The 24,246-nt window shown below is 41.7% G+C and carries 21 protein-coding genes; 13 read left to right on the top strand and 8 right to left on the bottom strand.

All coding sequences use genetic code 11. The annotated features are described in order from the left end of the window. Positions 1 to 2: 2 nt before the first annotated feature. The 8 genes from waaA to OQJ86_RS02750 all read right to left on the bottom strand — a co-directional run bounded on the left by waaA (position 3) and on the right by OQJ86_RS02750 (position 8,409). Positions 3 to 1,268: a lipid IV(A) 3-deoxy-D-manno-octulosonic acid transferase gene (gene waaA, locus OQJ86_RS02785; protein ID WP_265986042.1), complete on the bottom strand. Its 1,266-nt coding sequence runs from the start codon at positions 1,266 to 1,268 to the stop codon at positions 3 to 5. Beyond that, complete coding sequence (gene waaF, locus OQJ86_RS02780) at positions 1,262 to 2,320, bottom strand: lipopolysaccharide heptosyltransferase II (protein WP_265986040.1); 1,059 nt, start codon at positions 2,318 to 2,320, stop codon at positions 1,262 to 1,264. The genes waaA and waaF overlap by 7 nt, the downstream gene beginning before the upstream one ends. After that, positions 2,317 to 3,306: a lauroyl-Kdo(2)-lipid IV(A) myristoyltransferase gene (gene lpxM, locus OQJ86_RS02775; RefSeq protein WP_186175658.1), complete on the bottom strand. Its 990-nt coding sequence runs from the start codon at positions 3,304 to 3,306 to the stop codon at positions 2,317 to 2,319. Before lpxM ends, waaF begins: the two co-directional genes overlap by 4 nt. Positions 3,307 to 3,421: 115 nt before the next feature. Further along, on the bottom strand, positions 3,422 to 4,363 hold the full coding sequence (gene rfaD / locus OQJ86_RS02770) for an ADP-glyceromanno-heptose 6-epimerase (protein WP_265986037.1): 942 nt from the start codon (positions 4,361 to 4,363) through the stop codon (positions 3,422 to 3,424). Positions 4,364 to 4,512: 149 nt separating this feature from the next. Further along, a complete protein-coding gene (locus OQJ86_RS02765; RefSeq protein WP_265986035.1) occupies positions 4,513 to 6,717 on the bottom strand; it encodes a YjbH domain-containing protein in 2,205 nt (734 codons plus the stop codon). Continuing rightward, complete coding sequence (locus OQJ86_RS02760) at positions 6,714 to 7,421, bottom strand: capsule biosynthesis GfcC family protein (RefSeq protein WP_265986033.1); 708 nt, start codon at positions 7,419 to 7,421, stop codon at positions 6,714 to 6,716. The genes OQJ86_RS02765 and OQJ86_RS02760 overlap by 4 nt, the downstream gene beginning before the upstream one ends. An 8-nt stretch (positions 7,422 to 7,429) precedes the next feature. Further along, the gene (locus OQJ86_RS02755; RefSeq protein WP_265986031.1) at positions 7,430 to 8,113 is read right to left on the bottom strand and encodes a YjbF family lipoprotein; all 684 of its coding nucleotides are present in this window, start codon (positions 8,111 to 8,113) and stop codon (positions 7,430 to 7,432) included. 68 nt (positions 8,114 to 8,181) lie between these two features. Then, complete coding sequence (locus tag OQJ86_RS02750; protein WP_265986029.1) at positions 8,182 to 8,409, bottom strand: hypothetical protein; 228 nt, start codon at positions 8,407 to 8,409, stop codon at positions 8,182 to 8,184. A gap of 433 nt (positions 8,410 to 8,842) precedes the next feature. Here OQJ86_RS02750 and OQJ86_RS02745 point away from each other — a divergent pair, with 433 nt between their 5' ends. The 13 genes from OQJ86_RS02745 (at position 8,843) to OQJ86_RS02685 (ending at position 24,200) form a co-directional block, all read left to right on the top strand. Then, positions 8,843 to 9,361 (top strand): outer membrane beta-barrel protein, encoded by a 519-nt coding sequence (locus tag OQJ86_RS02745; RefSeq protein ID WP_265986027.1) that lies wholly within the window; start codon positions 8,843 to 8,845, stop codon positions 9,359 to 9,361. Between the two features lie 80 nt (positions 9,362 to 9,441). After that, entirely contained in the window at positions 9,442 to 12,171 is a 2,730-nt protein-coding gene (locus OQJ86_RS02740; RefSeq protein ID WP_265986025.1) for an SLBB domain-containing protein, read from the top strand. Between the two features lie 105 nt (positions 12,172 to 12,276). Further along, a complete protein-coding gene (locus OQJ86_RS02735; protein ID WP_265986023.1) occupies positions 12,277 to 13,266 on the top strand; it encodes a Wzz/FepE/Etk N-terminal domain-containing protein in 990 nt (329 codons plus the stop codon). An 89-nt stretch (positions 13,267 to 13,355) separates the two neighbouring features. Beyond that, positions 13,356 to 14,480, top strand: coding sequence for a non-hydrolyzing UDP-N-acetylglucosamine 2-epimerase (gene wecB / locus OQJ86_RS02730; protein WP_265986289.1), 1,125 nt, complete (start codon positions 13,356 to 13,358; stop codon positions 14,478 to 14,480). 22 nt (positions 14,481 to 14,502) lie between these two features. Continuing rightward, on the top strand, positions 14,503 to 15,768 hold the full coding sequence (wecC, locus tag OQJ86_RS02725; protein WP_265986021.1) for a UDP-N-acetyl-D-mannosamine dehydrogenase: 1,266 nt from the start codon (positions 14,503 to 14,505) through the stop codon (positions 15,766 to 15,768). Then, positions 15,768 to 16,958 (top strand): UDP-N-acetylglucosamine 4,6-dehydratase, encoded by a 1,191-nt coding sequence (locus tag OQJ86_RS02720; RefSeq protein WP_265986019.1) that lies wholly within the window; start codon positions 15,768 to 15,770, stop codon positions 16,956 to 16,958. The genes wecC and OQJ86_RS02720 overlap by 1 nt, the downstream gene beginning before the upstream one ends. A 12-nt stretch (positions 16,959 to 16,970) precedes the next feature. Then, positions 16,971 to 18,122: a LegC family aminotransferase gene (locus OQJ86_RS02715; protein ID WP_265986017.1), complete on the top strand. Its 1,152-nt coding sequence runs from the start codon at positions 16,971 to 16,973 to the stop codon at positions 18,120 to 18,122. Between the two features lie 17 nt (positions 18,123 to 18,139). After that, positions 18,140 to 19,333, top strand: coding sequence for a UDP-N-acetylglucosamine 2-epimerase (neuC, locus tag OQJ86_RS02710; protein ID WP_103413663.1), 1,194 nt, complete (start codon positions 18,140 to 18,142; stop codon positions 19,331 to 19,333). 7 nt (positions 19,334 to 19,340) lie between these two features. Next, complete coding sequence (gene neuB, locus OQJ86_RS02705; RefSeq protein WP_265986014.1) at positions 19,341 to 20,414, top strand: N-acetylneuraminate synthase; 1,074 nt, start codon at positions 19,341 to 19,343, stop codon at positions 20,412 to 20,414. Then, entirely contained in the window at positions 20,407 to 21,060 is a 654-nt protein-coding gene (locus OQJ86_RS02700) for an acetyltransferase (RefSeq protein ID WP_186175669.1), read from the top strand. Before neuB ends, OQJ86_RS02700 begins: the two co-directional genes overlap by 8 nt. Positions 21,061 to 21,077: 17 nt before the next feature. After that, positions 21,078 to 22,139: a nucleotidyltransferase family protein gene (locus OQJ86_RS02695; RefSeq protein WP_186175670.1), complete on the top strand. Its 1,062-nt coding sequence runs from the start codon at positions 21,078 to 21,080 to the stop codon at positions 22,137 to 22,139. Then, positions 22,139 to 22,834: a cytidylyltransferase domain-containing protein gene (locus tag OQJ86_RS02690; protein WP_265986010.1), complete on the top strand. Its 696-nt coding sequence runs from the start codon at positions 22,139 to 22,141 to the stop codon at positions 22,832 to 22,834. Before OQJ86_RS02695 ends, OQJ86_RS02690 begins: the two co-directional genes overlap by 1 nt. Before the next feature lie 103 nt (positions 22,835 to 22,937). Next, positions 22,938 to 24,200 (top strand): lipopolysaccharide biosynthesis protein, encoded by a 1,263-nt coding sequence (locus tag OQJ86_RS02685; RefSeq protein ID WP_265986008.1) that lies wholly within the window; start codon positions 22,938 to 22,940, stop codon positions 24,198 to 24,200. Positions 24,201 to 24,246: the final 46 nt, after the last annotated feature.

Below are 24,246 nucleotides of genomic sequence, written 5' to 3'. Positions count from 1 at the left end.
GTTTATAAAGTTACCTTATCCAGAGTTTTTTGTAATGAGCCTTGGTTTGAGTTTAAGACAGAAAGTAGGCTTACCTTGGTTTGATGGTAAGCTCTTTCATTTTGAATTAGATCCTTGATTTCAATTGCAAGGGTGCTTGCGTTTGAAGTAATCGCTATCGCGGAAAAAGATACCATCTTGTCGACAATTTCTTGGAAATTAAAATAGCTCGGCCCAGTGATGACTGGCACACCCAAAGCCGCAGGTTCTAGGACATTATGCCCACCAACCTTATCGCCAATTAAACTACCGCCCATAAAGCATATATCGGATGCACCAATCAAGATCAGCATCTCCCCCATGGTATCTCCAAGATAAACTTGGGTCGATGTTGTTACTTCTTCTTGGTTTGTACGGCGAGCAGTTTCAAAGCCTTGACCTTGGCAAAGCTCAAATACATCTTCGAATCGCTCTGGATGTCGTGGGACAAGGATTAAAAGTGCATTTGGGTGCGAATCTAAGATTTTGTTGTGGGCTTCTAATACCTGCTCGTCTTCGCCGTTATGAGTACTAGCAGCTATCCAAATTGGCCGCTTTATCCCAAGCTCAGCCCGTAGCGCTTTTCCTTTCTCTTTGACTTCTTCTGATATCTGAATATCAAACTTTATTGAGCCAGTAACAAAAAGTCGGTGCTTATCTACACCTAAGCGCTCGAAGCGTTCTGCATCAGACTCCGTCTGACAAAGTACTTTATCCAAGCAAGGAACTAATAGGTTAAATAGAGGCTGCACTTTTGCGTAGTTCTTACATGACTTTTCAGAAAGGCGAGCGTTAACAACAGTAATCGGTATTTCTGAGTCATGGACAGTACGAAGAGTGTTCGGCCAAAGCTCAGTTTCTATGATCAACATTTGCTTTGGGCGTGTTGCTTTTAGAAAGCCTTTTACTGCAAAATCGAAATCGATAGGCATATAGCGGTGTTCAACTAACTCGCCCAACTTGGCAATTTGTTCTGCACCAGTGCTGGTAGTGGTGGTGACCAAAATAGGTAGAGCTGGGTTTTGCTTTTTCAACTCTTTAATTAGGGGGATAGCGGCGATGCTTTCGCCTACTGAAACCGCATGAATCCAAATGGGGCGTTCAGTTACCTCTAGCTTTGGTGTAATACCAAAATGCTCTTTCCATCTCTGACCAAACTTGGGCTTGTTTGGTTTGCTTTTATATAAACCAAACAATAGGAAAGGGGAGGCAAGGGCAAGCAGCAATGTGTAAAAAATGCGAATTAGCATGAACTTACCGTTATCGCTTCAAGTTTTTGGATGCTGTCTAGCACCTGTTTTGGTGATAAGTCAGTTAAACACTTAAGGTGCTTGAACTCACACTCACGCTTAAAGCATGGACGGCAGTCAATATCGGTGTGAACAATTTCTACCTTTTCCGCAAGCGGTGGTGTGTACTTTGGTGAGGTTGAGCCATAGACTGCAACAACATTACAGCCAACAGCGGCCGCTACGTGCATAAGACCAGAGTCATTAGCTACAACAGTCTGACATGCCGCCAGCAGATCAACGGCTTCAATCAAGCTGGTTTGACCAGCGAGAACGTGAATTCTCTGTTGAAGCTCAGCCGGCACGAGCTGCTTAATGTTATTACAGGTATCAAGGTCCTTTTGAGAACCAAACAGCCAGACCTGATGCCCAGACTTCGCCATTTGAATTGCAACTTCGGCATAGTGTGTTTCGGGCCATTTTTTAGCAGGGCCAAACTCTGCACCCGGGCACAGGCCAACAACAGGCGCATCTTTATTGAGATTAAACTTAGCAATAGCTTCAGCTTGCTCTTTTTCATCAATAAACAGGCTAGGGCGAGGTAGGGTCTCTAAACCACCCAATGAGGATGAGTCAATCATCTTTTTTTGTGAGTAAGCCAATGCAACATAGCGTTCAACCATGAACTGGAAAGACTTCATATTTGGGCGCAAGTCATTAAGCAGACCGTATCGCATTTCACCTTTCCAACCTGTACGAAGCGGAATGTTTGCGAACCAAGGAATAAGCGCTGATTTTGCTGACTTCGGCAGGATGTAGGCGTGATCGTACTGTTTTTCTCGTAATGATTTACCGATTTCGCGACGACCAAGCAAGTTGAATTCACCATGACCAATAGGCATTTCAATGGCTTGATGGATCTCTGGCATGCGCTCAAGAATTGGTTTACACCAACCTGGTGCAATTACATCAATTTGGCTTTCTGGATAGAGTTGCTTTAAGACAATATAAAGAGACTGCGACATCACCATATCGCCAACCCAAGAAGGGCCAATAATTAAGATTTTTTTCATTTGCTTATTTGCCAGTCAGTGTTGTATCTCGGTTTAAATAGGTTGTAATAGTTATTGCCGTCTTCTTGAGAGTGTAAAAGCTGCAACACCCACATGTATTGTTCTGGTTTATTTGCAACAAAGTACTCGATTGCTTGATTACAAGTGCGAGCGTCTTGTTCTTCGCCTTTATCTAGTTCAAACGCCGGTAAGATTTCGATATCAAACGTACCATCTTCTGTATTCATAGAAGCAAACATAGGTAACACTTTAGCGCGTGATAGTTTGGCAATTTTACCTAAGCCTGGAAGCGTTGCTTTTCTGGTCGCAAAGAAATCGACAAAAACGCTGTGCTCAGGGCCATGATCCTGATCGGGTAAGTAATAGCCAATGTAACCGTCGCGAACTGATTTCAAAAATGGCTTAACACCACCAGAGCGCTCATAAACACGACCGCCATATTGCACACGTTGTTCGTGCATTAGCCAATCTGCCACTTCATTTTTCTGCTTTTTTGCCATCGCAGAGACGGGCATCCCCATCGAAGCAAGCAACACCGCGGGAATATCAATCGCCCATGAGTGTGGAACCATCAAAATGACTTTCTCATCATTGTCGATGTATTTTTGTAGGATGTCTAAACCACTGATTTGGCAGCGTTGTTGCAACCACTTAGACGAACGTAAGCTGAGTAGGCTGAAACGGAAAAAGAACAACGCTGCGGTATAAAGTGTTTTTTCAATCAGAGCTTCTCGCTCTTCAAATGATTCTTCAGGAAAGCACAGCTCAAAGTTAACACGAGCTCTGTGAGCCGGACCTTTGTGCGATTTAGCCAGTTTCTTCGCGATAGTTTTTGCTAGCCATTTCTGAACCCCTAAAGGTAATAAAGCAAGTGGCAAAGAAAGGACAACGCCTATCCACGTACCCCAATACTTCGGCGCTAAAAAGTGGCGCTCAAATTTAGGGTTATAAGCTTTAGGATCGAAATCATCACGTTGATTAGTCATGAAGTGTTAAGTACCTATATATTTGAAGAGAGGCGAGTGGGGGTCTGTAGAAATGATACTAATAATCGTATCAGAGTAAAGGTGGTAGAGAGTTAACTACCACCTTTGAGGGGAATTAACGGTTTTGAATCGCTAGGTATTCAGCAACACCCTCAGCTACCGTTTTAAATTCTACATCACAACCAGCTGCACGAAGCTTAGTGAGATCCGCTTGAGTGAATTCTTGGTAAGCGCCTTTTAGGTGATCAGGGAACGGGATGGTTTGTATTTCACCTTTGTTGTGGTGTTGAATAACTGCTTTTGCCACTTCTTCAAAAGATTCTGCACGGCCTGTACCACAGTTGAAGATGCCAGAAACCCCATTCTCTAGGAACCAAAGGTTTACTTTGCATACATCGCCAACATAAATAAAGTCACGCTTAAAGCTTTCGCTTCGCTCAAATAATTTAGGGTTTTCGCCAGCATTGATTTGGTTATTTAGGTGGAAGGCAACTGATGCCATGCTGCCTTTGTGATCTTCACGTGGGCCATATACATTGAAGTAACGGAAACCAGTGATTTGAGAAAGCTGCTCGCCATGCTCCTCTGCGTCTTTCCATAGGCGACGAACGTAGTTGTCAAATTGCTGTTTCGAATAGCCGTATACATTGAGCGCGCCTTCGTGTTCACGTTCTTCAACAAACGTTTCTGTCTCGCCGTATGTTGCTGCTGATGACGCGTACAGGAACGGAATCTCACGATCTAGACAGTAATGAAGCAACTCTTTTGAGTACTCATAGTTGTTTAGCATCATGTATTTACCGTCCCACTCGGTTGTCGCAGAACAAGCACCCTCATGGAAGATAGCTTCGATAGGGCCGAAGTCATCACCCGCCATGATTTGGGTAAGGAAGTCATCACGATCCATGTAATCAGTGATATCAAGATCAACTAAGTTTTTAAACTTCTTGCCATTTTTTAGGTTGTCGACAACCAGAATATCGTTAATACCTGCTTCATTCAGAGCTTTAACAATGTTGCTGCCGATCATGCCAGCACCACCAGTTACGATGATCATAAGACTTCCACCATAGATTAAAATTTTCTCAGGAAGTTTAGCAGAGTTAAGCCTTTAGGTGCTAGTACTAGGGGAAGTCGTTGTCATTAGGCAAACAAAGGAAGCCGAAGCTTCCTTTGTTTTAGTTAAGGCGTCTAACCAGAACTAGATTATTTTTCGTCTGACGTATTTGGACGTTGGTACCAAGGGTTTCTGTGATCTGTTAGCTCGATCAAGTTGTATTTGCGACCGAGTTTCTGTCCGCCATCTCGAGTAAGAGGTTGCCAATTAAAGTTAGCACGATTTTTACTTGGTTTTACTGTCATGATGTCAAATGGGATTGACATGTAGAAGCCTTTTGTGAAACTACCTTCTCCGAACTCCTCAGCTGAGAGGTCTGTGAAGGAGGCATATGCACCTGCGATAACACCGCTCTTGAACTGTTTAGATATATTCAACTGAGTACCCACGTCCCCAGCTAAGAACTGACCAACATCGACTTGAATCATCAAGTTTTGTAAGAAGTCCCATTGTGGGTAGTAGTAGCCGGATACAAAACCAGTAAAGCCTTGATCTATAACTCGGAAAGGCCTTCCGTACTCTGGAACATGTTGCCATTCTTCATCATAGACACCGAAGTAGCTTTGGGGGTCTCGTTGTGAAATTAAGTTAAAATCAGCACCAATCGCCCAGTTTGCGCCTTGTGGTCGGTATAAAAACTCAGTACCAACACCTGCAAACATGCTTTCTAAGTAACCTGCATAGAACTGTTGATCCATACTTTCTGAGTAGTTTTGGAACCAAGTAAGTTGCAAGTTAGTCATCGTCACATCGTGTTCATTAGTATAAGCCCTGAACATGGTTCGAACACGTGGAACACTCGTTCCATCTGGAGGAGTTATGTAGTTATACTTGTCATAGTTGTTATACCAATCCCAGTATAATGATCCACCAATCTCGAGATTGTCATTGAACCAGTAAGATGCGCTTCCTTTTAAACCGACACTAAATAGATAAAATTCTTCAGGGTTACCTAAAGTTTGTACTAGTTGAGGTGCAAATCCCCAATCAAACCTTTCAAAGCCATCGTAAACTTTAGTCTGTTTTTCATTAGCCAAACCAGGTGTTTCATCGAGTGCGTCTTCGATATTCGGGGCTATGTAATTTACATTGGCTACATCAACATAATCATTTGCTGATATCGTGGCTCGATGTCCTGATAAACCGTTGTTTCTTTCTTCAACTGTATAAGAACCAATATCTTTTGGTAGTTGGTTATGAAGTATCGCACCTGCTTTTTCATAAGCCTTGTTTCTATCTCGATATTTGGTCTGCTCACCGACAATAGTCACTTCACCATCAGAGACATAAATTTGATTTGCTTCATATCCGGCGATCTGATCTAAATCTTCGCTCACTCGTTTCCAATCAACATCTGAGATCGTTTCTGGCTGCTCATCTTTTAATTCAGGTGTAGGCGTATCTCTCCAAAACGATGGCATATTATTGAAGTTTGTATTTAAACTCACTCCTGCAACTAAAGTATCTCCCCGCTCATAGCTCAAGCGCAAATCGGCGATGCTACCTAAACGATACAGCATACCAAAGTTCCATGGAGTATGGGGGGTCATGTCTACGCCACCTTGAACTACAGGAAAGTCTCCGCTGTAATCGTTGCTGTCGTACTCGACTTTAAAGCGTAGTGGTGCATGAAGCGTTTGGTATTCTATACCACCAAACAACGCAGCCGGGCCTTTGAAGAAACGATCGTAATTGGTTGTTCCACCTGTAAGCTGGTAATCATCAGGGCGTGTACAGAATCGGTCTGAAATTTCACAAGCCGGGTTAGAAATATTGTCTCTGGTTCCCATTGAGCCCCAGCCAATACCCAGAGTAAAATCAAAAGTACCTAAGTTCTTATTAGAATATTGTTTGGTTGCAGCGAAGTATTCTGAGTCAAACAGTCCTGTACCTGCAAAATCCCTAACACCAAAGGACACCTCAGGTAAGTATTGACTTTCCTCTAACAGTCGAAACTTAAAATCGATACCTTTATCAGTATACTCATTGTCACCACAGAACCTTGGGTCTGTACAATATGGTAACCCGTCAACAATCGTATATCTAATCGTAGCTTCGGCCCAAGGCATTACTTGTAGAGTGGCATTGTAGAAAAGGTATTCGTTGCTAGATGTAACGCTAAAGTTGAACTCTCCTTCAGGAGCCATTCGTCCAGTTGGCATCTGCATTAAACCAACGCCACCATAATCCATTTGAGATGGCTGTAATGGCGGTGCTTCGAAAGGAGTGCTTTGAGCCCACGTTAGTAGGGGACTCATTGTTGTTAAGACAAGAGTACTTTTAATGAGTTTCATGGTTGAGTCTTCAATAAGGTAAGTAGCTCCACTATGCTCTTATCCAGTTCTGATGAGCGGAAATCAGCAAATGGGAAATATACAATTGATAGCGGCGGCAAATAATAATATGTGCTTTTCCAATGACCTTTATGTGGCTCAACTACTTTGCCATCAGGATATATAATGACAGGATAAGGGCTACGGCTATCATAAATATCGTTTAAGTTTTTAAGAATATCCGATAGTGGCAGGCCTTGTTGATTCTTTAGTATATTAACGCTATCTAAGTTGCCTAAAAGTAGAATTTTATCGCTTCGTTCAGGTGTTATTAATGAATACTCACCTGAAATTAGAGGGTTTCTATCCCTTTTAAGGCGTAACTCATCAAGATCTAAGTCCGACAACACTCTTCTAGAGAACTCGTTGTCTTGAATGAATTTATAAAACGGATGCGAGATAAGGTTCTTTTGCATTAGTTGGTTTAATACAAAGGACTTAAGTGATGAGGAGTATTCCTTCGCCTCTTCTGATTCATCAAATAAAGTCGTGGCTAAAGGGTAATCCATTGATGCGCCATGTTGTTGGCTAGCTTTTATGATCTCTACAAGCCTGACTTTTCCATCAAAGTTAAGAGATTTTTGTAAGCCAGTGAGCTCAACTGTGGTTTGAGGCGATGCTGCGTATATTGAGCTAGAGAGAACGCATAAGCTTAATGCTGACAATAATGATCTCATTTCTTCGCGTACCCTTTTAATACGACAAACTTAACGGGAAGCATATCGGGTCCAAGATATTGTAAACTTTGTATTACTTTGCCTGAGTCTGATACCCAATATGTGTTGGTTAACTCGGAATCTAAAGTAGTAAATACAACTTTCTCTGTGTAAACCGTGGCATTGGTTGTACCCAAAGGGGTTACTACAGGTTCGCGTTGTAATCTTGTTCGAGTAATTTTTGCTGGGAAGGAGTAGCGATAATCGGGAGTCCAATCGTATAACGCTTTGTATGCTATCGGTATATTGCTTGTGGCATCATATTGTGGCACTTGACTCTGAATACCAGCAAGGTTGTTAGATTGTAGCCCGAGAGTTTTCACAATTCGTCCATTCTCGGTGATGATCATCGCATTGTCTGCGCTGACCCATTTTAATCGCGTTATGCCTGTTTTTTGGTTTTCTTCAGCAAAAGCAAGAACGACAAAAACTTGTTTTTGTGAGCCGATAGTTAAATATGCACTTGCATATGGGACACCTCTGATCTCATCTGCTGTTAACTCAATATCGACATAATTACTATATGCTTCTTTGACTGTTGCAGACACATCATTGAACTTTTGAGTACACCCAATAGAGCCGATCAAAAACAGCACAAGTGAGAGTGCTTTGCAGCACTTTAAAGTAAGAGTTTGTTTCATTATTCCCTCATGCAAACAAAATCGCCCTGAATATTCAGGGCGATATGCATACAAACTACTTTTAAAATTTACTTAGCTGTTGAAGTAGAAGTAGAAGTAGAAGTAGAAGTAGAGTCACTGTCAGATGCTGCTACTGCAACAACTGTTACAGCTGCCGCTGCACCAACAGCAACTGCTGTTGTACCAGTTGCAGATGCAGATGCTGCTGCAGTGTTGCCTGCTTCTGCGCCTGTATCGGCTGCGAAAGCTGTTGACGCGCTTAGAGCCATAAGAATAGCTAGAGCTGTGTTTTTCATTATTAATCCTTGTATTTCCGGTATTAAACATCGATGTTTGGTATTTGCATACCAATTCCTATTTTAGATAAAAATCATCCAACATGTAAATAGTTTCTTATTTTGGTTTAGCTATGAACATTAACTTTTACAATGCTCGGACAACTCTAAAGTCTTATATCAGAAACCAAGGTCCGTATCAGGGCTTACTTGCTGATCAATGTCAATCCGTGCATAATTTGCGAGCCCTTGGAAAGACACTAACGGAGTCAGGTTCAAGGTTAAGAAAATCAAAATTATGGCTATAGAATAATATCTAGCGTCAATTGAGTTAGTTAAACTGGCGAATAGTGGCTAGCGCAATGCCTCAGGGCGGTAGCGTGGGTTATATACGTTCAATTCCCAAAGCGCTAACTAAAAAGTATCGCGAGTTTAGTTTGTAGAGGGCACTTTCGTGACGAATAAAAAAAGAAGCTTAGGATTGACTTGTCTAGTAACTGCGAGTTGCATCTCTTTCTCTGCGTCTGCAGATTTTTATACTGGAGCAGCCGTTAGTTACGCTAATGCAGAGCATCAATTCAATAACCAAGGCGCAATAGTCGAAGGTTCTCCTTTCGTCTTACAAGCGCAAGTTGGTTATTTTTTTAATGATTATGTTGCTTTAGAGGCACGATATGGCACCTCTATACAAAGAGATAGTGGCTTAGCTATCGATCAACTGGCTAGTGGCTTTTTAAAGCTAAATATGCCCGTCAGTGGGCGTGTAGCGATGTACGGACTTGCTGGAGTATCAAGTGTGGAAGTCAACCAACAGGGGGTGGGGTCATCAAAAGAAAATGGATTCAGTTTCGGTTTAGGTCTTCATTACGCATTGGATAACAAGAACGCGGTGGTTTTTGAGTTTGTGGATAATGTTTCAGAAGAAAGTATACGCATGAATACAATGACGATAGGCTTCCAGCATAGATTTTAGTCTTGGCAGAAATGCGACATGAGACCAAATTTTATCGGATATTAACTTTTAATCACTCTAACACGGCGAATTTACACGACATGTTCAAAGGATACCTTTCAGTTGCCGCTATAGTTTTGCTAGCAAGTAGCTTTACAACAAGTGCGTTGGCCCAAAACCCAACACCAGAACAGATCAAAATGTTTCAAAACTTGCCTGCAGATCAGCAAAAATCGCTAGCAGACAAATATGGTTTCTCTGTCCCTTCTCAAAGCGCTAATCAAGGAAGTACTTTCCAAAACCCTCAGGTTATTCAGCCAAGAGATATGAATAACCTAACAGGTCAAAATGATGAGCCAGTAACTAAAACTAAAGGCGATGAAGAGCTTAAGCGATTTGGCTTAGACCTATTTTCTGGTTCTCCTAGCACATTCGCACCTATTAGTGATGTTCCTGTACCAGCAAATTACACCGTTGGAGCCGGAGATGAGATCGTTGTTCAGTTATTTGGTAAAGACAACACTACGCACCGCTTACGAGTAAACAGGGCTGGTACGATTAATTTCCCATCGTTAGGCCCGATCCAAGTCGCAGGTTTGTCTTTTTCAGAAGTTAGAGACTCTCTAACCACAAGAGTAAAAGAACAAATGATTGGTGTTCGTAGTGATATCTCAATGGGTGAACTGCGAACTATGCAAGTTTTTGTCATGGGTGATGCATATAAGCCTGGAGCTTACAGTGTAAGTGCTTTAACTACAGTGTCTCAAGCGATCTATTACAGTGGTGGTTTTGGTGAGAGTGGTGCGTTAAGAAATGTCCAATTAAAGCGTGATGGGAAGGTAATTCGTAAGCTTGATCTGTATGATTTACTTTTAAAGGGTGATGCAAGTAATGATGTACGCTTATTGCCTGGAGATGTTGTATTCATTGGTTCTATAGGGCAAACAATTACCATTGATGGTGAAGTAAATAGACCTGCAATTTACGAGATGAAATCAGGTGAGAGTTACGACACTGCCATTCGTTTAGCTGGTGGCTTTACTGCTAATGCATATACCGAGCAGGTTGAAGTAAAACGGTACGCCTCAAAAGGTCATCGTGATGCCATTACATTGAACTTTAACAGTTCGACTGTGAAGAGTGCAAAGGTGCATTCTGGTGATGTGGTAGATGTGCAAAGAAAGAGCGAGGAACTTACCCGTTATATCCAAGTGGAAGGTGACGTTAAACACCCAGGTTACCTTGAATGGAAAAATGGTTTGAGAGTCGCGGATCTATTCAGCTCAGTAGATACGGCATTCAACTCAACTGCTGATGTAAATTACGCAGTTGTAGTTCGAGAAGTGAATGCTCAACGAGATATTGAAGTCCACCAAATAAACTTAGCTCAGGCTATCTTGGCACCGAATAGCTCTGATAACTTGAAGTTAATGTCTCGTGATAGAATTCTGGTTTTCAACCGCTTTAACAATGAAGATTTGGACTCTATTTCTGACTCGGAGACGACTAATAAAGTCAAGACCTTAGAGCAAGCACAAGAGCAAGCCCTTAATGAAAAGCGTAAAGAAGAAGCCGTTTTAGATTCTTCTGTAAGTACTCAAGCAGTAAGTGTTGGTGTATCACAAATCAACACTACTAAAGCTAATGGCAGTGAAATTTCTGGCAATTTAGCTCAAGAACAAGAGACAAAAATAATCTTTCGAGGTAAAGAAATCACACAAGATGATTTAGATACTCTCAAACAAAATACTCGCCGCTCTTTGCTAGCTCCGGTTTTACTGCAATTGCAACAGCAATCTCGCCTTGGGGCCGCTCCTGAAATCGCGGAAGTCTTTGGTGAGGTAAAACACCCAGGACGCTACCCAATAGAGGCTCGAACGACTACTTCAAAGCTTTTAGAGGCTGCCGGTGGGCTAACTTACAATGCATATACCATTAATGCAGAGTTGGCACGCACAGTGATCAATAGTGTTGATGAACGTGCTCGTATCGATGTAGAAAGAATAGACTTAAGAAAAGTTATTCAGGGAGATGTTTCTAGCGACGTTATTATTACAGCAAGGGACCGCCTCAACATTTTAGAAAAGCCAAACATCAAACTGCAAAGTACGGTTGTTTTACAGGGCGAGGTTCGTTTCCCTGGTACTTATACAGTGCGTCAAGGGGAAACGTTAGGTGAGCTATTGAAGCGCGCAGGGGGCTTAACCGAGTTTGCTCACCCACAAGGGGCAATCTTTACAAGGGAAGCGTTGCGTCTTCAAGAGCAAAAATTGCTTAATCAATACGCCGCTGATATGCGTTCTGAAACGGCTAAGAAAACGTTCCGAGCTGACAGTAACTTGGGATCAGTGATCTCTGATCCAGATAAGACTCTTTTGTTTGTTGAAGAAGCAAGCAAAAGTAAGGCTCTTGGCCGTATGGTTGTTCAATTAGACAGAGTGATTAAAGGCGATAAATCAGCAGACTTTATGCTTGAAGATGGTGACTTCCTCTTTATCCCTACATTCCGTAACACCGTATCTATTATGGGTGAGGTGCAGGTATCAATCACTTACCTTCTAGATAATAAGCTTGATGTAGATGATTACCTAAATAAAGCGGGTGGTGTTAAGAAGCAAGCTGATGAAGACCGTATCTTCGTTGTTAGAGCTGATGGGTCGGTTTACAAACCGAGTTCGGGTTACTGGTTTGGAAATGACAAAGAAGAGCTAAAAGCAGGTGATACGATTGTGGTGCCAATTGATACTGATTACCGCGATGCTCTAAGTACTTGGACTGCTGCAACACAGATCCTATACCAGACTGGTGTAGCGATTAACGCACTTCAATAACAAAAACAGTCGTGAGTCTAGATGATATCTGGGCTCACGTTTTTTGTTTGTATATATCTGTATTTAATCAATGAGCAATAAGTTAATTGGCTAGGATAAAGTTAAATGAAATCTGAGCAATACCCAAACCTGCCCCCCTATCCTCATATCCACACTCCTGCCGAAGATGAGATAGACCTACGTGAATTACTCTCCGCATTTTGGCAGGGAAAGTGGATCATTATTGTTACCACTGTCATTTTTGCTGCCGCAGCTGTGGCATTTGCGCTTTCAAAACCGAATATTTACAGAGCAGACGCTCTTTTATCTCCTGCTCAAGACTCCAATGCTAGTGGTCTAGCGGCTATGTCTGGTCAGCTTGGCGGATTGGCGTCACTTGCTGGAGTTAGCTTACCAAGCCAAAGCAATCAAACTGACTTAGCTGTTCAGGTAATTAAGTCTCGTCAGTTTATTGAATCTTTTGTAGAGAAGCATGACATTTTAGTTCCTCTTATGGGGAGTAAAGGTTGGGACATGGGTGCCAACAAATTGATATTAGATGATGAACTTTACGATGCAGAGAAACAAGTTTGGTTGAGAGAGCCTCAAGGACTTAAGGGGTCTAAGCCAACAGCACAAGAAGCCTACCGTTTGTTCGTTACTGAGGTTTTGAGTATTGAGCCTGACAAAGAATCGGGTTTATTTAGACTATCGGTTAACCACTACTCACCATATGTAGCTCAACAATGGGTAAACTGGCTGATTGAAGATATTAACCAAGTAATGCGTGAGCGTACAATTCGAGATACCAATAAAAACCTAACTTACTTGAGTGAACAGCTTCAAAAAACGGCTGTGGCTGATATGCAATCTGCTTTTTACAAGTTAATTGAAGAGCAAACAAAAAATCTAATGCTTGCAGAAGCTCAAGAAGAATTCGTATTTAAAGTGATCGACCCTGCTGTAGTTCCAGAAGAAAAAGCATCACCTAAGAGAGCGCTTATCTGTATTGCAGGAACACTACTTGGCGGTATTCTTGGTGTTATGATTGTACTAATCCGCTTTGTTTTTGCAAAAAGAGACCAATTGGAGTCTAGTGAGGCATCGCTGAGTTAAGCGCAGAAACATACAACTAAAACGGAGCATGAACAAGGTTCATGCACCCATGAAAATTATTATTCAAGTTTTACATTAGGTCAGTAATGATGACAAAGAAAAGAGTACTTACGGTATTTGGTACCCGACCAGAAGCAATAAAGATGGCACCTTTGGTTCATGCTTTATCTGCTGACGAACGATTTGAAGCAAAGTGCTGTGTAACAGCTCAACATCGAGAGATGCTAGACCAAGTGCTTGAATTATTTGAAATCAAGCCAGATTATGACCTAGATTTAATGAGAGCAGGCCAGTCACTAAATGATGTAACCGCTCGCATCTTATTGGAATTAAAACCAGTATTGCAAGAGTTTAAACCTGATGTTGTTTTAGTTCATGGTGATACCGCAACTACATTTGCGGCGAGTCTTGCAGCATATTACGAGCAAATTGCAGTTGGTCATGTAGAGGCAGGTTTAAGGACTGGCAACATTTACTCTCCTTGGCCTGAGGAAGCAAATAGAAAGCTGACCGGGGCACTAACGCAATATCACTTTGCACCAACAGAGACATCTCAAAACAATTTGCTGAGAGAAAACTTTGATAAAGAGAACATTTCGGTGACAGGCAATACTGTTATTGATGCTCTTTTGATGATCAAAGAAAAAATCGATCATGATGAGGCTCTTCAACATAGCCTTTCTGAGCAATTTCCATTTCTCCATGAAGATAAAAAGCTAGTACTTGTTACAGGTCACAGAAGAGAAAGCTTTGGTGGTGGTTTTGAGCGTATATGTGAAGCGTTAGCCTTTACTGCACAGAAGCATCCAGAAGCTCAAATCGTTTATCCAATGCACTTAAATCCTAATGTACGTGAACCTGTAAACCGAATTCTTGCGGGAATAAGTAATGTACATCTGATTGAGCCTCAACAATACTTGCCATTCATCTACTTAATGAATCGGTCTCATATTATTCTTACCGACTCGGGCGGCATCCAAGAAGAAGCCCCTTCTTTAGGTAAGCCCGTGTTGGTCATGAGAGATACAACAGAGCGCCCAGAGGCCGTAGAGGCTGGTACGGTCAAGTTGGTTGGTACCAATGTAGATCGTATCGTTACAGGTTTAACGACTTTGCTTCAAGACGAGCAGGCGTATAAGGAAATGAGCTTTGCACATAACCCTTATGGTGATGGAAAAGCATGCCAACGAATTCTAGATGTTCTAGCAAAATAATTTAATTTAACGAGAAGTATATATGTCTTTTGAAACAGTATCAGTTGTAGGTTTGGGCTACATTGGTCTGCCAACAGCAGCAATGTTCGCATCACGCAAGAAAAAGGTTGTTGGTGTTGATGTTAACCAACATGCTGTTGACACTATCAATCAAGGTAAAATTCATATCGTTGAGCCTGAGCTCGATATGATCGTAAATGCCGCTGTCAAAGAAGGCTACCTAAAAGCTGTGACAACTCCAGAAGCTGCGGATGCGTTTCTCATCGCTGTTCCAACTCCCTTCTTACCTTGTAAAGAAGGTGAAGTTCCTGCACCTGATCTTTCCTATATTGAAGCTGCAAGTAAAGCAATTGCGCCTGTCTTGAAGAAAGGTGACTTAGTTATACTAGAGTCGACCTCACCAGTTGGTGCAACAGAGCAAATGGCTGAATGGTTGGCCCAAGCTCGCGCAGATCTCACATTCCCACAGACTCACGGTGAAGATGCCGACATTAACATCGCTCATTGTCCAGAGCGTGTCTTGCCAGGCCATGTAGTGAGAGAGTTAGTTGAAAATGATCGTGTTATTGGTGGCCTTACTCCGAAGTGTTCACAACGCTCAGTTGAGTTATACCAAACATTCGTTCAAGGCGAATGTGTTATCACTAATGCACGCACTGCGGAAATGGCGAAGTTAACTGAAAACAGCTCTCGTGACGTTCAAATTGCATTTGCAAATGAGCTCTCCGTTATCTGTGATAAGTTAGATATCAATGTGTGGGAGTTGATCGCACTAGCAAACCGTCACCCTCGTGTGAACATCCTTCAACCGGGTCCTGGCGTCGGTGGCCACTGTATTGCTGTTGATCCATGGTTTATCGTTTCAAAAACGCCAGCAGAAGCTCAGATTATTCATACGGCACGTAAAGTTAATGACAGTAAGCCTGGTTGGGTTGTCGGTAAGACTAAAATGGCTATTGCAGACTTCCTGCAAGAGAATACTGATAAAACAGCCAAAGAGATTACAATTGCATGTTACGGCTTAGCTTTTAAGCCTGACATCGATGACTTACGTGAAAGCCCTGCAATGCAGATTGTAAAAGAAATTGCTTCTTTCCATATGGGGAATGTAATTGCAGTTGAACCTAATATTCATCAGTTGCCAAGTTCATTGGAGCAAGTTGATCTTCAGAGCTTTGACGCTGCAAAGTCGACGGCTGATATTCATGTCATGCTTGTTGACCATAAAGAATTTAAAGCTGAGTCAATAAACTCACCATACTTAGTAGATACCAAGGGGATTTGGTAATGAATGCTATTTTGCCTTTAATCGGTCGTACCGAAGCCTTATTCACACAAGATATTGAAAATTATGAAGCAGAGCTATCACGTATTGTTTCTGCGTCAAGTTTCCTTGTTCTGGGGGGCGCTGGCTCAATCGGACAAGCCGTAACTAAAGAGATTTTCAAACGTAACCCTAAGAAGCTACATGTTGTCGATATTAGTGAAAACAATATGGTAGAGCTTGTTCGAGATATCCGTAGTTCATTTGGTTACATTGATGGTGACTTCCAAACATTTGCTTTGGACATTGGTTCTCTAGAGTACGATGCATTCATCAAAGCTGATGGTAAGTTCGATTATGTATTGAACCTCTCTGCGCTTAAGCATGTTAGAAGTGAAAAAGATCCTTATACGTTGATGCGCATGATCGATGTAAATGTTTTTAATACCGACAAAACAATTCAGCAGTCTATTGATGCTGGCGCGAAAAAGTACTTCTGTGTTTCAACAGATAAAGCTGCAAACCCTGTTAACATGATGGGTGCGTCAAAGCGCATTATGGAAATGTTCCTGATGCGTAAAAGCGAGCAAATGGCAATCTCAACTGCTCGATTTGCAAATGTGGCATTCTCTGATGGTTCGCTACTTCACGGATTTAACCAACGTATCCAAAAGCGCCAACCTATCGTGGCCCCAAACGACATCAAGCGTTACTTTGTTACTCCTCAAGAGTCGGGAGAGCTATGTTTAATGTCTTGTATCTTTGGCGAGAACCGTGACATTTTCTTCCCGAAACTGAGTGAAGCTCTACATCTTATTTCGTTTGCAGATATAGCGGTGAAATACCTAGAGCAACTTGGTTTTGAACCTCACCTATGTGAAACAGAAGAAGAAGCTCGCCGACTTGCACATACGCTTCCAGAGCAGGGCAAGTGGCCATGTTTGTTTACTGCAAGTGATACTACGGGTGAAAAAGACTTCGAAGAGTTTTTTACAGATAAAGAAGAGCTGGATATGTCTCGATTCGAAAACCTGGGCATCATCAAAAATGAACCTCTTTATGAGCAAGAGCTTCTTACTTTGTTTGAAAACAGCATCTCTGAGATGAAAGGTGAGCGAGCTTGGACTAAAGAGCAGATTGTGAAACTGTTCTTTACCATGATCCCTGATTTTGGGCACAAAGAAACGGGTAAATACCTCGATAGCAAGATGTAAGTGGAGCATTCAATGAAAGCGACATCTATTGTTGAATTTGTGAGAGATACTTACAAAACAGACGAATTTATTCCCTTACATGCACCGACATTCGATGGCAACGAAAAAGCGTACGTAATGGAAACCATTGAAAGTACATTTGTTTCTAGCGTCGGTAAATTTGTTGATGATTTTGAGAGAAAAATTGAAGCTTACACTGGTACCGCCAAAGCAGTAGCGACAGTGAATGGCACTGCAGCATTGCATGCTGCATTGTACATGGCTGATGTTCAAAGAGGTGACCTGGTTATTACGCAAGCTTTGACTTTTGTTGCAACCTGCAATGCTCTTTATCATATGGGGGCTGAGCCTATTTTTTTAGATGTATCTCCAGTGAGTTTAGGGTTGTGCCCTAAGGCTGTGGATGCATTTTTAGAAGAGAATGCTGAAGTCACAGGCGCGGGGTGTATTCATAAAAAAACAGGCAGAAGAATCAAAGCCGTTGTACCAATGCACACGTTTGGTCACCCTGTAGAGCTTGATGAACTGGTTGCCGTTTGCTTGAAATGGAACATCACGTTGGTTGAAGATGCCGCAGAAAGCCTAGGCTCGTTCTATAAGGGCAAACACACCGGTACTATTGGTGATTTTGGTGCTGTCAGCTTCAATGGCAATAAGATCATCACCACAGGCGGTGGTGGCATGGTGTTATGTAAGACTCAAGAATTAGGTGCGCGTACTAAGCATGTCACGACGACAGCAAAAGTTCCTCATCCGTATGAGTTCTTCCATGATGAACCTGGTTTCAACTATCGTATGCCAAACCTGAATGCAGCTCTAGGGTGTGCTCAGATGGAAGTTATCGAGCAGTACCTAAAACAAAAGAGATTGCTTGCAGAACGCTATAAAAACTTCTTCAAAGGTACAGATTTTAAATTTGTCACTGAGCCAGAGTATGCGCAGTCAAACTATTGGTTAAATGCAATCATTTGTCCGGATAAAGAAAGTCGCGAAGAGGTACTTAAAGGCACAAATGGTTCAGGCGTGATGACTCGACCTATTTGGCAGCTCATGCACAGATTACCTATGTTTGAGAATGCAATACGTGGTGACCTAACTTACTCAGAGTTTATTGAGGCGCACCTGATCAATCTTCCAAGTACCCCAGTGGAAATCAAAGGCTAAGTAGGTTTAATACATACATGACGCAGACACATAAAAAGGTTGCGGTCTTTACTGGTACAAGAGCAGAGTATGGTCTGCTCTTTTGGCTTTTAAAGGACATACAAAGCGATCCTGACCTAACACTTCAATTGCTTGTTTCTGGTATGCACCTATCACCGGAATTCGGTGATACTTACAAACAAATTGAAAAAGATGGCTTCAATATCGATGAGAAAATAGAGATTTTGTTGTCTTCTGATTCCGCTGTAGGTACAGCGAAAAGTATGGGGCTGGGGGTCTTAGGGTTTGCCGATGCCTTGTCGCGACTAGCGCCAGATGTTCTTGTCATTCTTGGGGATCGCTTTGAAGCGCTCGCTGCAGCGCAAACAGCTATGATACTTCGTATTCCGATCATTCATCTTCATGGTGGTGAAATAACAGAAGGTGCTTATGACGATGCAATTCGTCATGCGATTACCAAGTTGAGTTACCTACATGGTACATCGACAGACGAATACCGAAACCGAGTGATTCAACTTGGTGAATCACCAGCGCGTGTAAGAAATATTGGTGCAATTGGCTTAGACCACCTAAACCGAGCGTCTTTTATGACGGTTTCTGAGTTGAGTGAATCACTAAGTTTTGAGCTTACAAAACCTTATTTTGTTGTTACTTATCATCCTGTTACTCTGGGTAACGAATCTCCAGAGGAAAGCTTTCAATCGCTTTTAGACGCATTGGACGAATACCCTGATCATCAAGTTATATTAACTTACCCTAACGCAGATGACGGTGGTCGACGCATTATCCCAATGCTAGAAGATTATGCGGCAAGTCAACCAAAACGTGTCTTGGCAATCCCATCACTAGGGCAAGTGCGTTATCTGAGCTCGGTAAAGCATGCGGCTGCAGTTATTGGTAATTCGTCGAGTGGTATTATTGAAGTACCAGCTTTTGATGTTCCTACAGTGAATATAGGGGCTAGACAAAAGGGACGCTTGGCCGCAAAAAGTGTTTTAAACACCACTGCTACGAAAGAATCCATCAGTAACGCGATTGGCCTCGCTGTGAGCCGAAAGTATAAAGCTGAAGATGAAAATATTGCTAACCCCTACGGGCAAGGTGATAGTAGCAAGCAAGTCATAGAGATGATTAAAGGACTGGATTTTGATCCTTGTAAGTCTTTTTATGATGTAAACATTGAACCTGACTTAAACAAGAAAGTAGAGTGAGACAATAATGACTTTGATTATTGCCGAAGCGGGTGTAAACCATAACGGCCAAGAAGAACTAGCGTTTTCTTTGGTCGATGCTGCTCACAAAGCCGGAGCGGATATAGTAAAGTTCCAAACTTTTAAAGCAAAAAACCTAGTTACCGAAGAGGCTAAGCAAGCTGAATATCAAGTAACAAATACTCAAAAGCAAGAGTCTCAGTTAGCGATGTTAAGCCGTTTAGAACTGTCGTACGAGACCCACCATGATCTCGTCAAATACTGTGATTCCCTTGGTATTGAGTTTCTATCAACAGCTTTCGATTTAGAAAGTTTAGATTTCTTAGTCAATGATCTTGGTTTAACGCGCTTGAAGTTGCCTTCCGGTGAGTTAACGAACGCTCCTCTTGTATTGGCTCATGCTCGTACTGGTTGTGATCTTATTGTATCAACAGGTATGGCAACACTTTCCGAAATTGAGACAGCTCTTGGAGTGATTGCTTTCGGGTATACAGCAGATGAAAAAGCAGAACCTTCGATGCTAGGTTTCCAAGAAGCTTATGCATCAGAAGCTGGTCAAAAAGCGCTAAAAGAGAAAGTAACAATTCTTCATTGTACGACGGAATATCCTGCTCCAATGGAAGAAATCAACCTAAGAGCAATGGATACGCTAGGGCGAACATTTGACTTGGCGGCAGGCTATTCGGACCACAGTGAAGGAATAACGATTCCAATTGCGGCTGTTGCCCGTGGTGCTGTTCTCATAGAGAAGCATTTTACATTAGATAAAAACATGGAAGGTCCAGACCATAAAGCTTCTCTAGAGCCACAAGAGCTAGAGGCAATGGTAAAAGCCATCCGTCAGATTGAGATTGCATTAGGCTCTTGCGTAAAAACTCCTACAGTTTCTGAAGTGAAAAACAAATCCGTAGCGCGAAAAAGCTTAGTAGCAGCGATGGATATTGAAGAGGGTGAAGAGTTAACAGAATCTAACCTCACAATTAAGCGTCCAGGTATTGGTTTGTCCCCTTATCGCTATTGGGAACTTCTTGGTACTAAAGTAACCAAAGGATACAAAGCAGGAGAGCTGATCATTGAGTGATGAGGTGAATCTTCCTATTGTAATGATTGGTGGAGGCGGTCACGCCTCCGTTCTTGCTGAAATATTGCTTACGCAGGGAAGAGACATACTTGCCGTGATAAGCCCTGAAGATGTCAGTCAACGTTCTGTATTTAAAGGAATTGCCATCCTTGAAAAGGACGAAGATATTCTGAGGTTTGACAAAGATAAGATTCTTTTGGTCAACGGTATTGGAATGATGCCCAAATCCGGCTTTAAGAAAAAAATTAATGAATACTTTCTCTCATTAGGTTATCAATTTGAGACTGTCATCGCTGACAGTGCATTCGTTTCACCTTTTTCTAAAATTGAAATTGGTGCTCAGATTTTACCTATGGCGATGATTCAGACTGGGGCTACAGTAGGGAGCCATAGTATAATCAATACTGGCGCCTTGGTTGAGCACGATTGTAAAATAGGTGCTTATAACCATATCGCTCCTAAAGCAACGTTGTGTGGTCAAGTCGAGACAAAAGAAAGTGTCTATGTTGGAGCTGGTTCAACGGTTATCCAAGGGATATCTATTGGCAGTGGCGCTATCGTGGGGGCTGGTGCTAGTCTCACTCAGTCTTTAGAAGAAAATACCATTGCATATCCTGCTAGAGCAGTAATTAAAACAAATTCTTAGAAAACAAAAGGTAGAATATGAGTCATTGTTGGCAAAAAACGCTGATATCAGAATCAAGTACAATCAAGCAGGCGTTAGAAATCATCAACAGCGAAGCATTGCGTGTCGCTGTGGTTGTTGATCAAGATAAAAAGCTTCTAGGCATGATTACTGATGGTGATATTCGACGTGGCTTATTAAATGATCTGGTGTTAACCGACTCGGTTGCCAAGGTAATGAATTCTGAGCCAATTACCGCAGAGCAAGGCGCATCAAAAGAGCACCTTGTAGAGTTAATGGAAAAAAAGCAAATTCTATCGGTTCCATTGCTTGACCAAGACAACAAAGTCGTAGGTTTGGAAACTCTTCACAGTGCGCTGAGTAAAGATAAATATCAGAACCCAGTATTCATTATGGCTGGTGGTTTTGGTACTCGCTTACGACCGCTGACGGACAACTGCCCTAAACCAATGTTAAAAGTTGGTGATAAACCTATTCTAGAAACTGTAATCAAGAGTTTTATTAAAGCGGGCTTCAACAACTTCTACATTTCAACGCACTACATGCCTGAACAAATTCACCAACATTTTGGTGATGGTAGTGATTTGGGGGTTAGCATCTCATATGTACACGAAGAGAGTCCTTTAGGCACTGGTGGTGCTCTAGGCTTGCTACCTGAAGATATGCCAAGAGATCTACCTTTAATTATGATCAATGGCGATGTGTTGACCAAAGTAGACTTCCAGCGTTTGTTAAACTTCCATATGGAAAATGATGCAGATGCAACAATGTGTGTTCGAGAGTACGACTACCAAATTCCTTATGGTGTTATTAATGGGGACGGTAATCAAATCACGAGCATGGTTGAAAAACCAGTTCAACGCTTTTTTGTTAACGCTGGTATCTATGTTGTGTCTCCTCGAGTGATTCAATCAGTAGAAAAGAATCAGAAAATCGACATGCCTACGTTGCTCGAGCAACATATGGAAGAGAGACAAAAAGTATTGATGTTCCCAATTCACGAATATTGGCTTGATATTGGCCGTATGGATGACTTTAACCGTGCGCAGATGGATATACTGTCTCTGGGGCTAGAGTAATGTTAGATGGTAAGAAAGTGATTGCTGTCATCCCTGCCAGGGGGGGTAGCAAGCGTCTACCAAGGAAGAATATACTTCCATTGGGAGGAAAACCTCTGATCGGTTGGACAATTGAAGCTGCGCAAAATAGTACTTATGTAGATGATATTCTCATCAGTACTGATGACCAAGAAATTGCAGATGTAGCGAGTCAGTTTGGCATAACTGTGCCTGAGCTAAGGCCGGAAGAGTTATCAACAGATACCGCAACCACTCAAAGCGTTCTTTTCTATACAGTAGAGAAGTATGCCAAGGAAGCTGATATTGTCGTTTTGCTTCAGCCAACATCACCATTTCGTAGCTCTGACCATATCGATCAGGCTATAGAGTCTTTGGTTGAAAAGTCCGCTTTTTCTGTTGTGTCAGTGACACCATGCGAGCACCCACCTCAATGGGCAAACACTCTACCAGACAATGGTTCGATGAAAGATTTCCTTCGATTGGGTGATGGAAAACGTTCTCAAGATCTTGGGGAAGCATTCCGCTTAAATGGTGCGATATACGTATATGATCTTCATAGACTATTAGCTATAGGTGAAATGGCATATAGAGAAGATACGTATGCTTATAAGATGCCAAACGACGCATCGATTGATATTGATAATCAAATCGACTTCGACATGGCAGAGTTTTTCTTCCAAAAGTATTGGTGTTAAACGATTGCAGCCGTGCAATGTAAATACAGATAACTTTCCGCCTCACTACTCTTAGTGAGGCAAAGTCGTAAACAACGATACAAAACTTTTGCCGTATAAAATCATGAGCTTCGCAAAAAATACATATGTTTACTTGTTTTCTAACATTTTAAACGCAGCAATTCCATTTATTCTCCTTCCTATTTTGACTAGATACCTTTCTCCAGATGAGTACGGTCAAATAGCAATGTTTCAAACAATGTTAACAGGTATTGGTGCATTCATTGGCTTAAATACGGTAGGGGCCGCTAACCGAAAGTTTTATGATGACAACTTAAGCCTCAATGAAAGTAGGATGTTTAACGGCTCTTGCTTACAGATACTGATATTCACATTATTTATCGCTACAGTTGCTGTCATGGTTGCAGAAGGTTTTCTCGCCAATTTTTTATCAATCCCTTCAGAATGGCTTTATCTAGCACTATTGGTAAGTTCGTGTACATTTTTGATCAACTTTAGGCTAGGTCAATGGCAAGTAAGGAAATCTGCGACAAAATATGGCCTTCTTCAAGTAGGAAATAGTATTCTAAATATGTCGCTAACCCTTATTTTGATTGTTTTTTATGATGAAGGAGCGAAGGGGCGTATCGATGCATTGTTATATGCTGGAGTGATGTCTGCCACAGTTGCGATATTTCTACTTTATAAAGATCAGCTAGTGAGCTTAAGAAGTATTAATAAAGGTCATATTAAGGAAGCGTTGAACTTCGGGATGCCATTAGTCCCTCATGTATTTGGTGCATTCTTACTTACTGCCGCTGATCGTTTTGTTATTAATGATAGGTTGGGGTTAGCCGATGCTGGTATTTATATGGTGGCTGTACAGGTAAGTATGGCACTTACTATTGTATTTGATGCAATTAATAAAGCTTATGTGCCATGGTTGTTTGAAAGACTAAAGAGAAATGATGAAAAAGAAAAACTAGTAATTGTTAAAAATACATACATTTACTTTTTATGCGTTTTATCTTTAGCTGCAGTATCATTTTTTATTGGTCCAGTAATGATAACCTTGGTTGTCGGAGACGAATACCAAGCTGCAGGCAGAATTATTGGTTGGCTTTGTTTAGGGCAGGTTTTTGGGGGCATGTATTTAATGGTTACCAACTATATATTTTATGCTAAGAAAACGGGTAGATTGTCATTAGTGACTATTGGTTCTGGTCTTCTAAATCTATTAACTATGCTTGTGTTGGTCAACTATTTAGGTATTGAGGGAGCAGCTATCTCTTTTGCCTTATCGAAGATGATTCAGTTTCTGTTAACTTGGCTGCTAGCTAGTAAGTCTACTCCGATGCCTTGGGGAGTAATCTATGGTACTCGATAAGATTCATTCTAAACTGCTTAATTTAGAGTTATGGTGGGTAAATTAG

The organism is Vibrio sp. Sgm 5, from assembly GCF_026241575.1.
In the GTDB taxonomy this organism is placed as follows: Bacteria; Pseudomonadota; Gammaproteobacteria; order Enterobacterales; family Vibrionaceae; genus Vibrio; species Vibrio jasicida.
The sequence above is the reverse complement of the archived record's forward strand: the minus strand, read 5'-3'. Positions and strand labels throughout refer to the sequence as shown.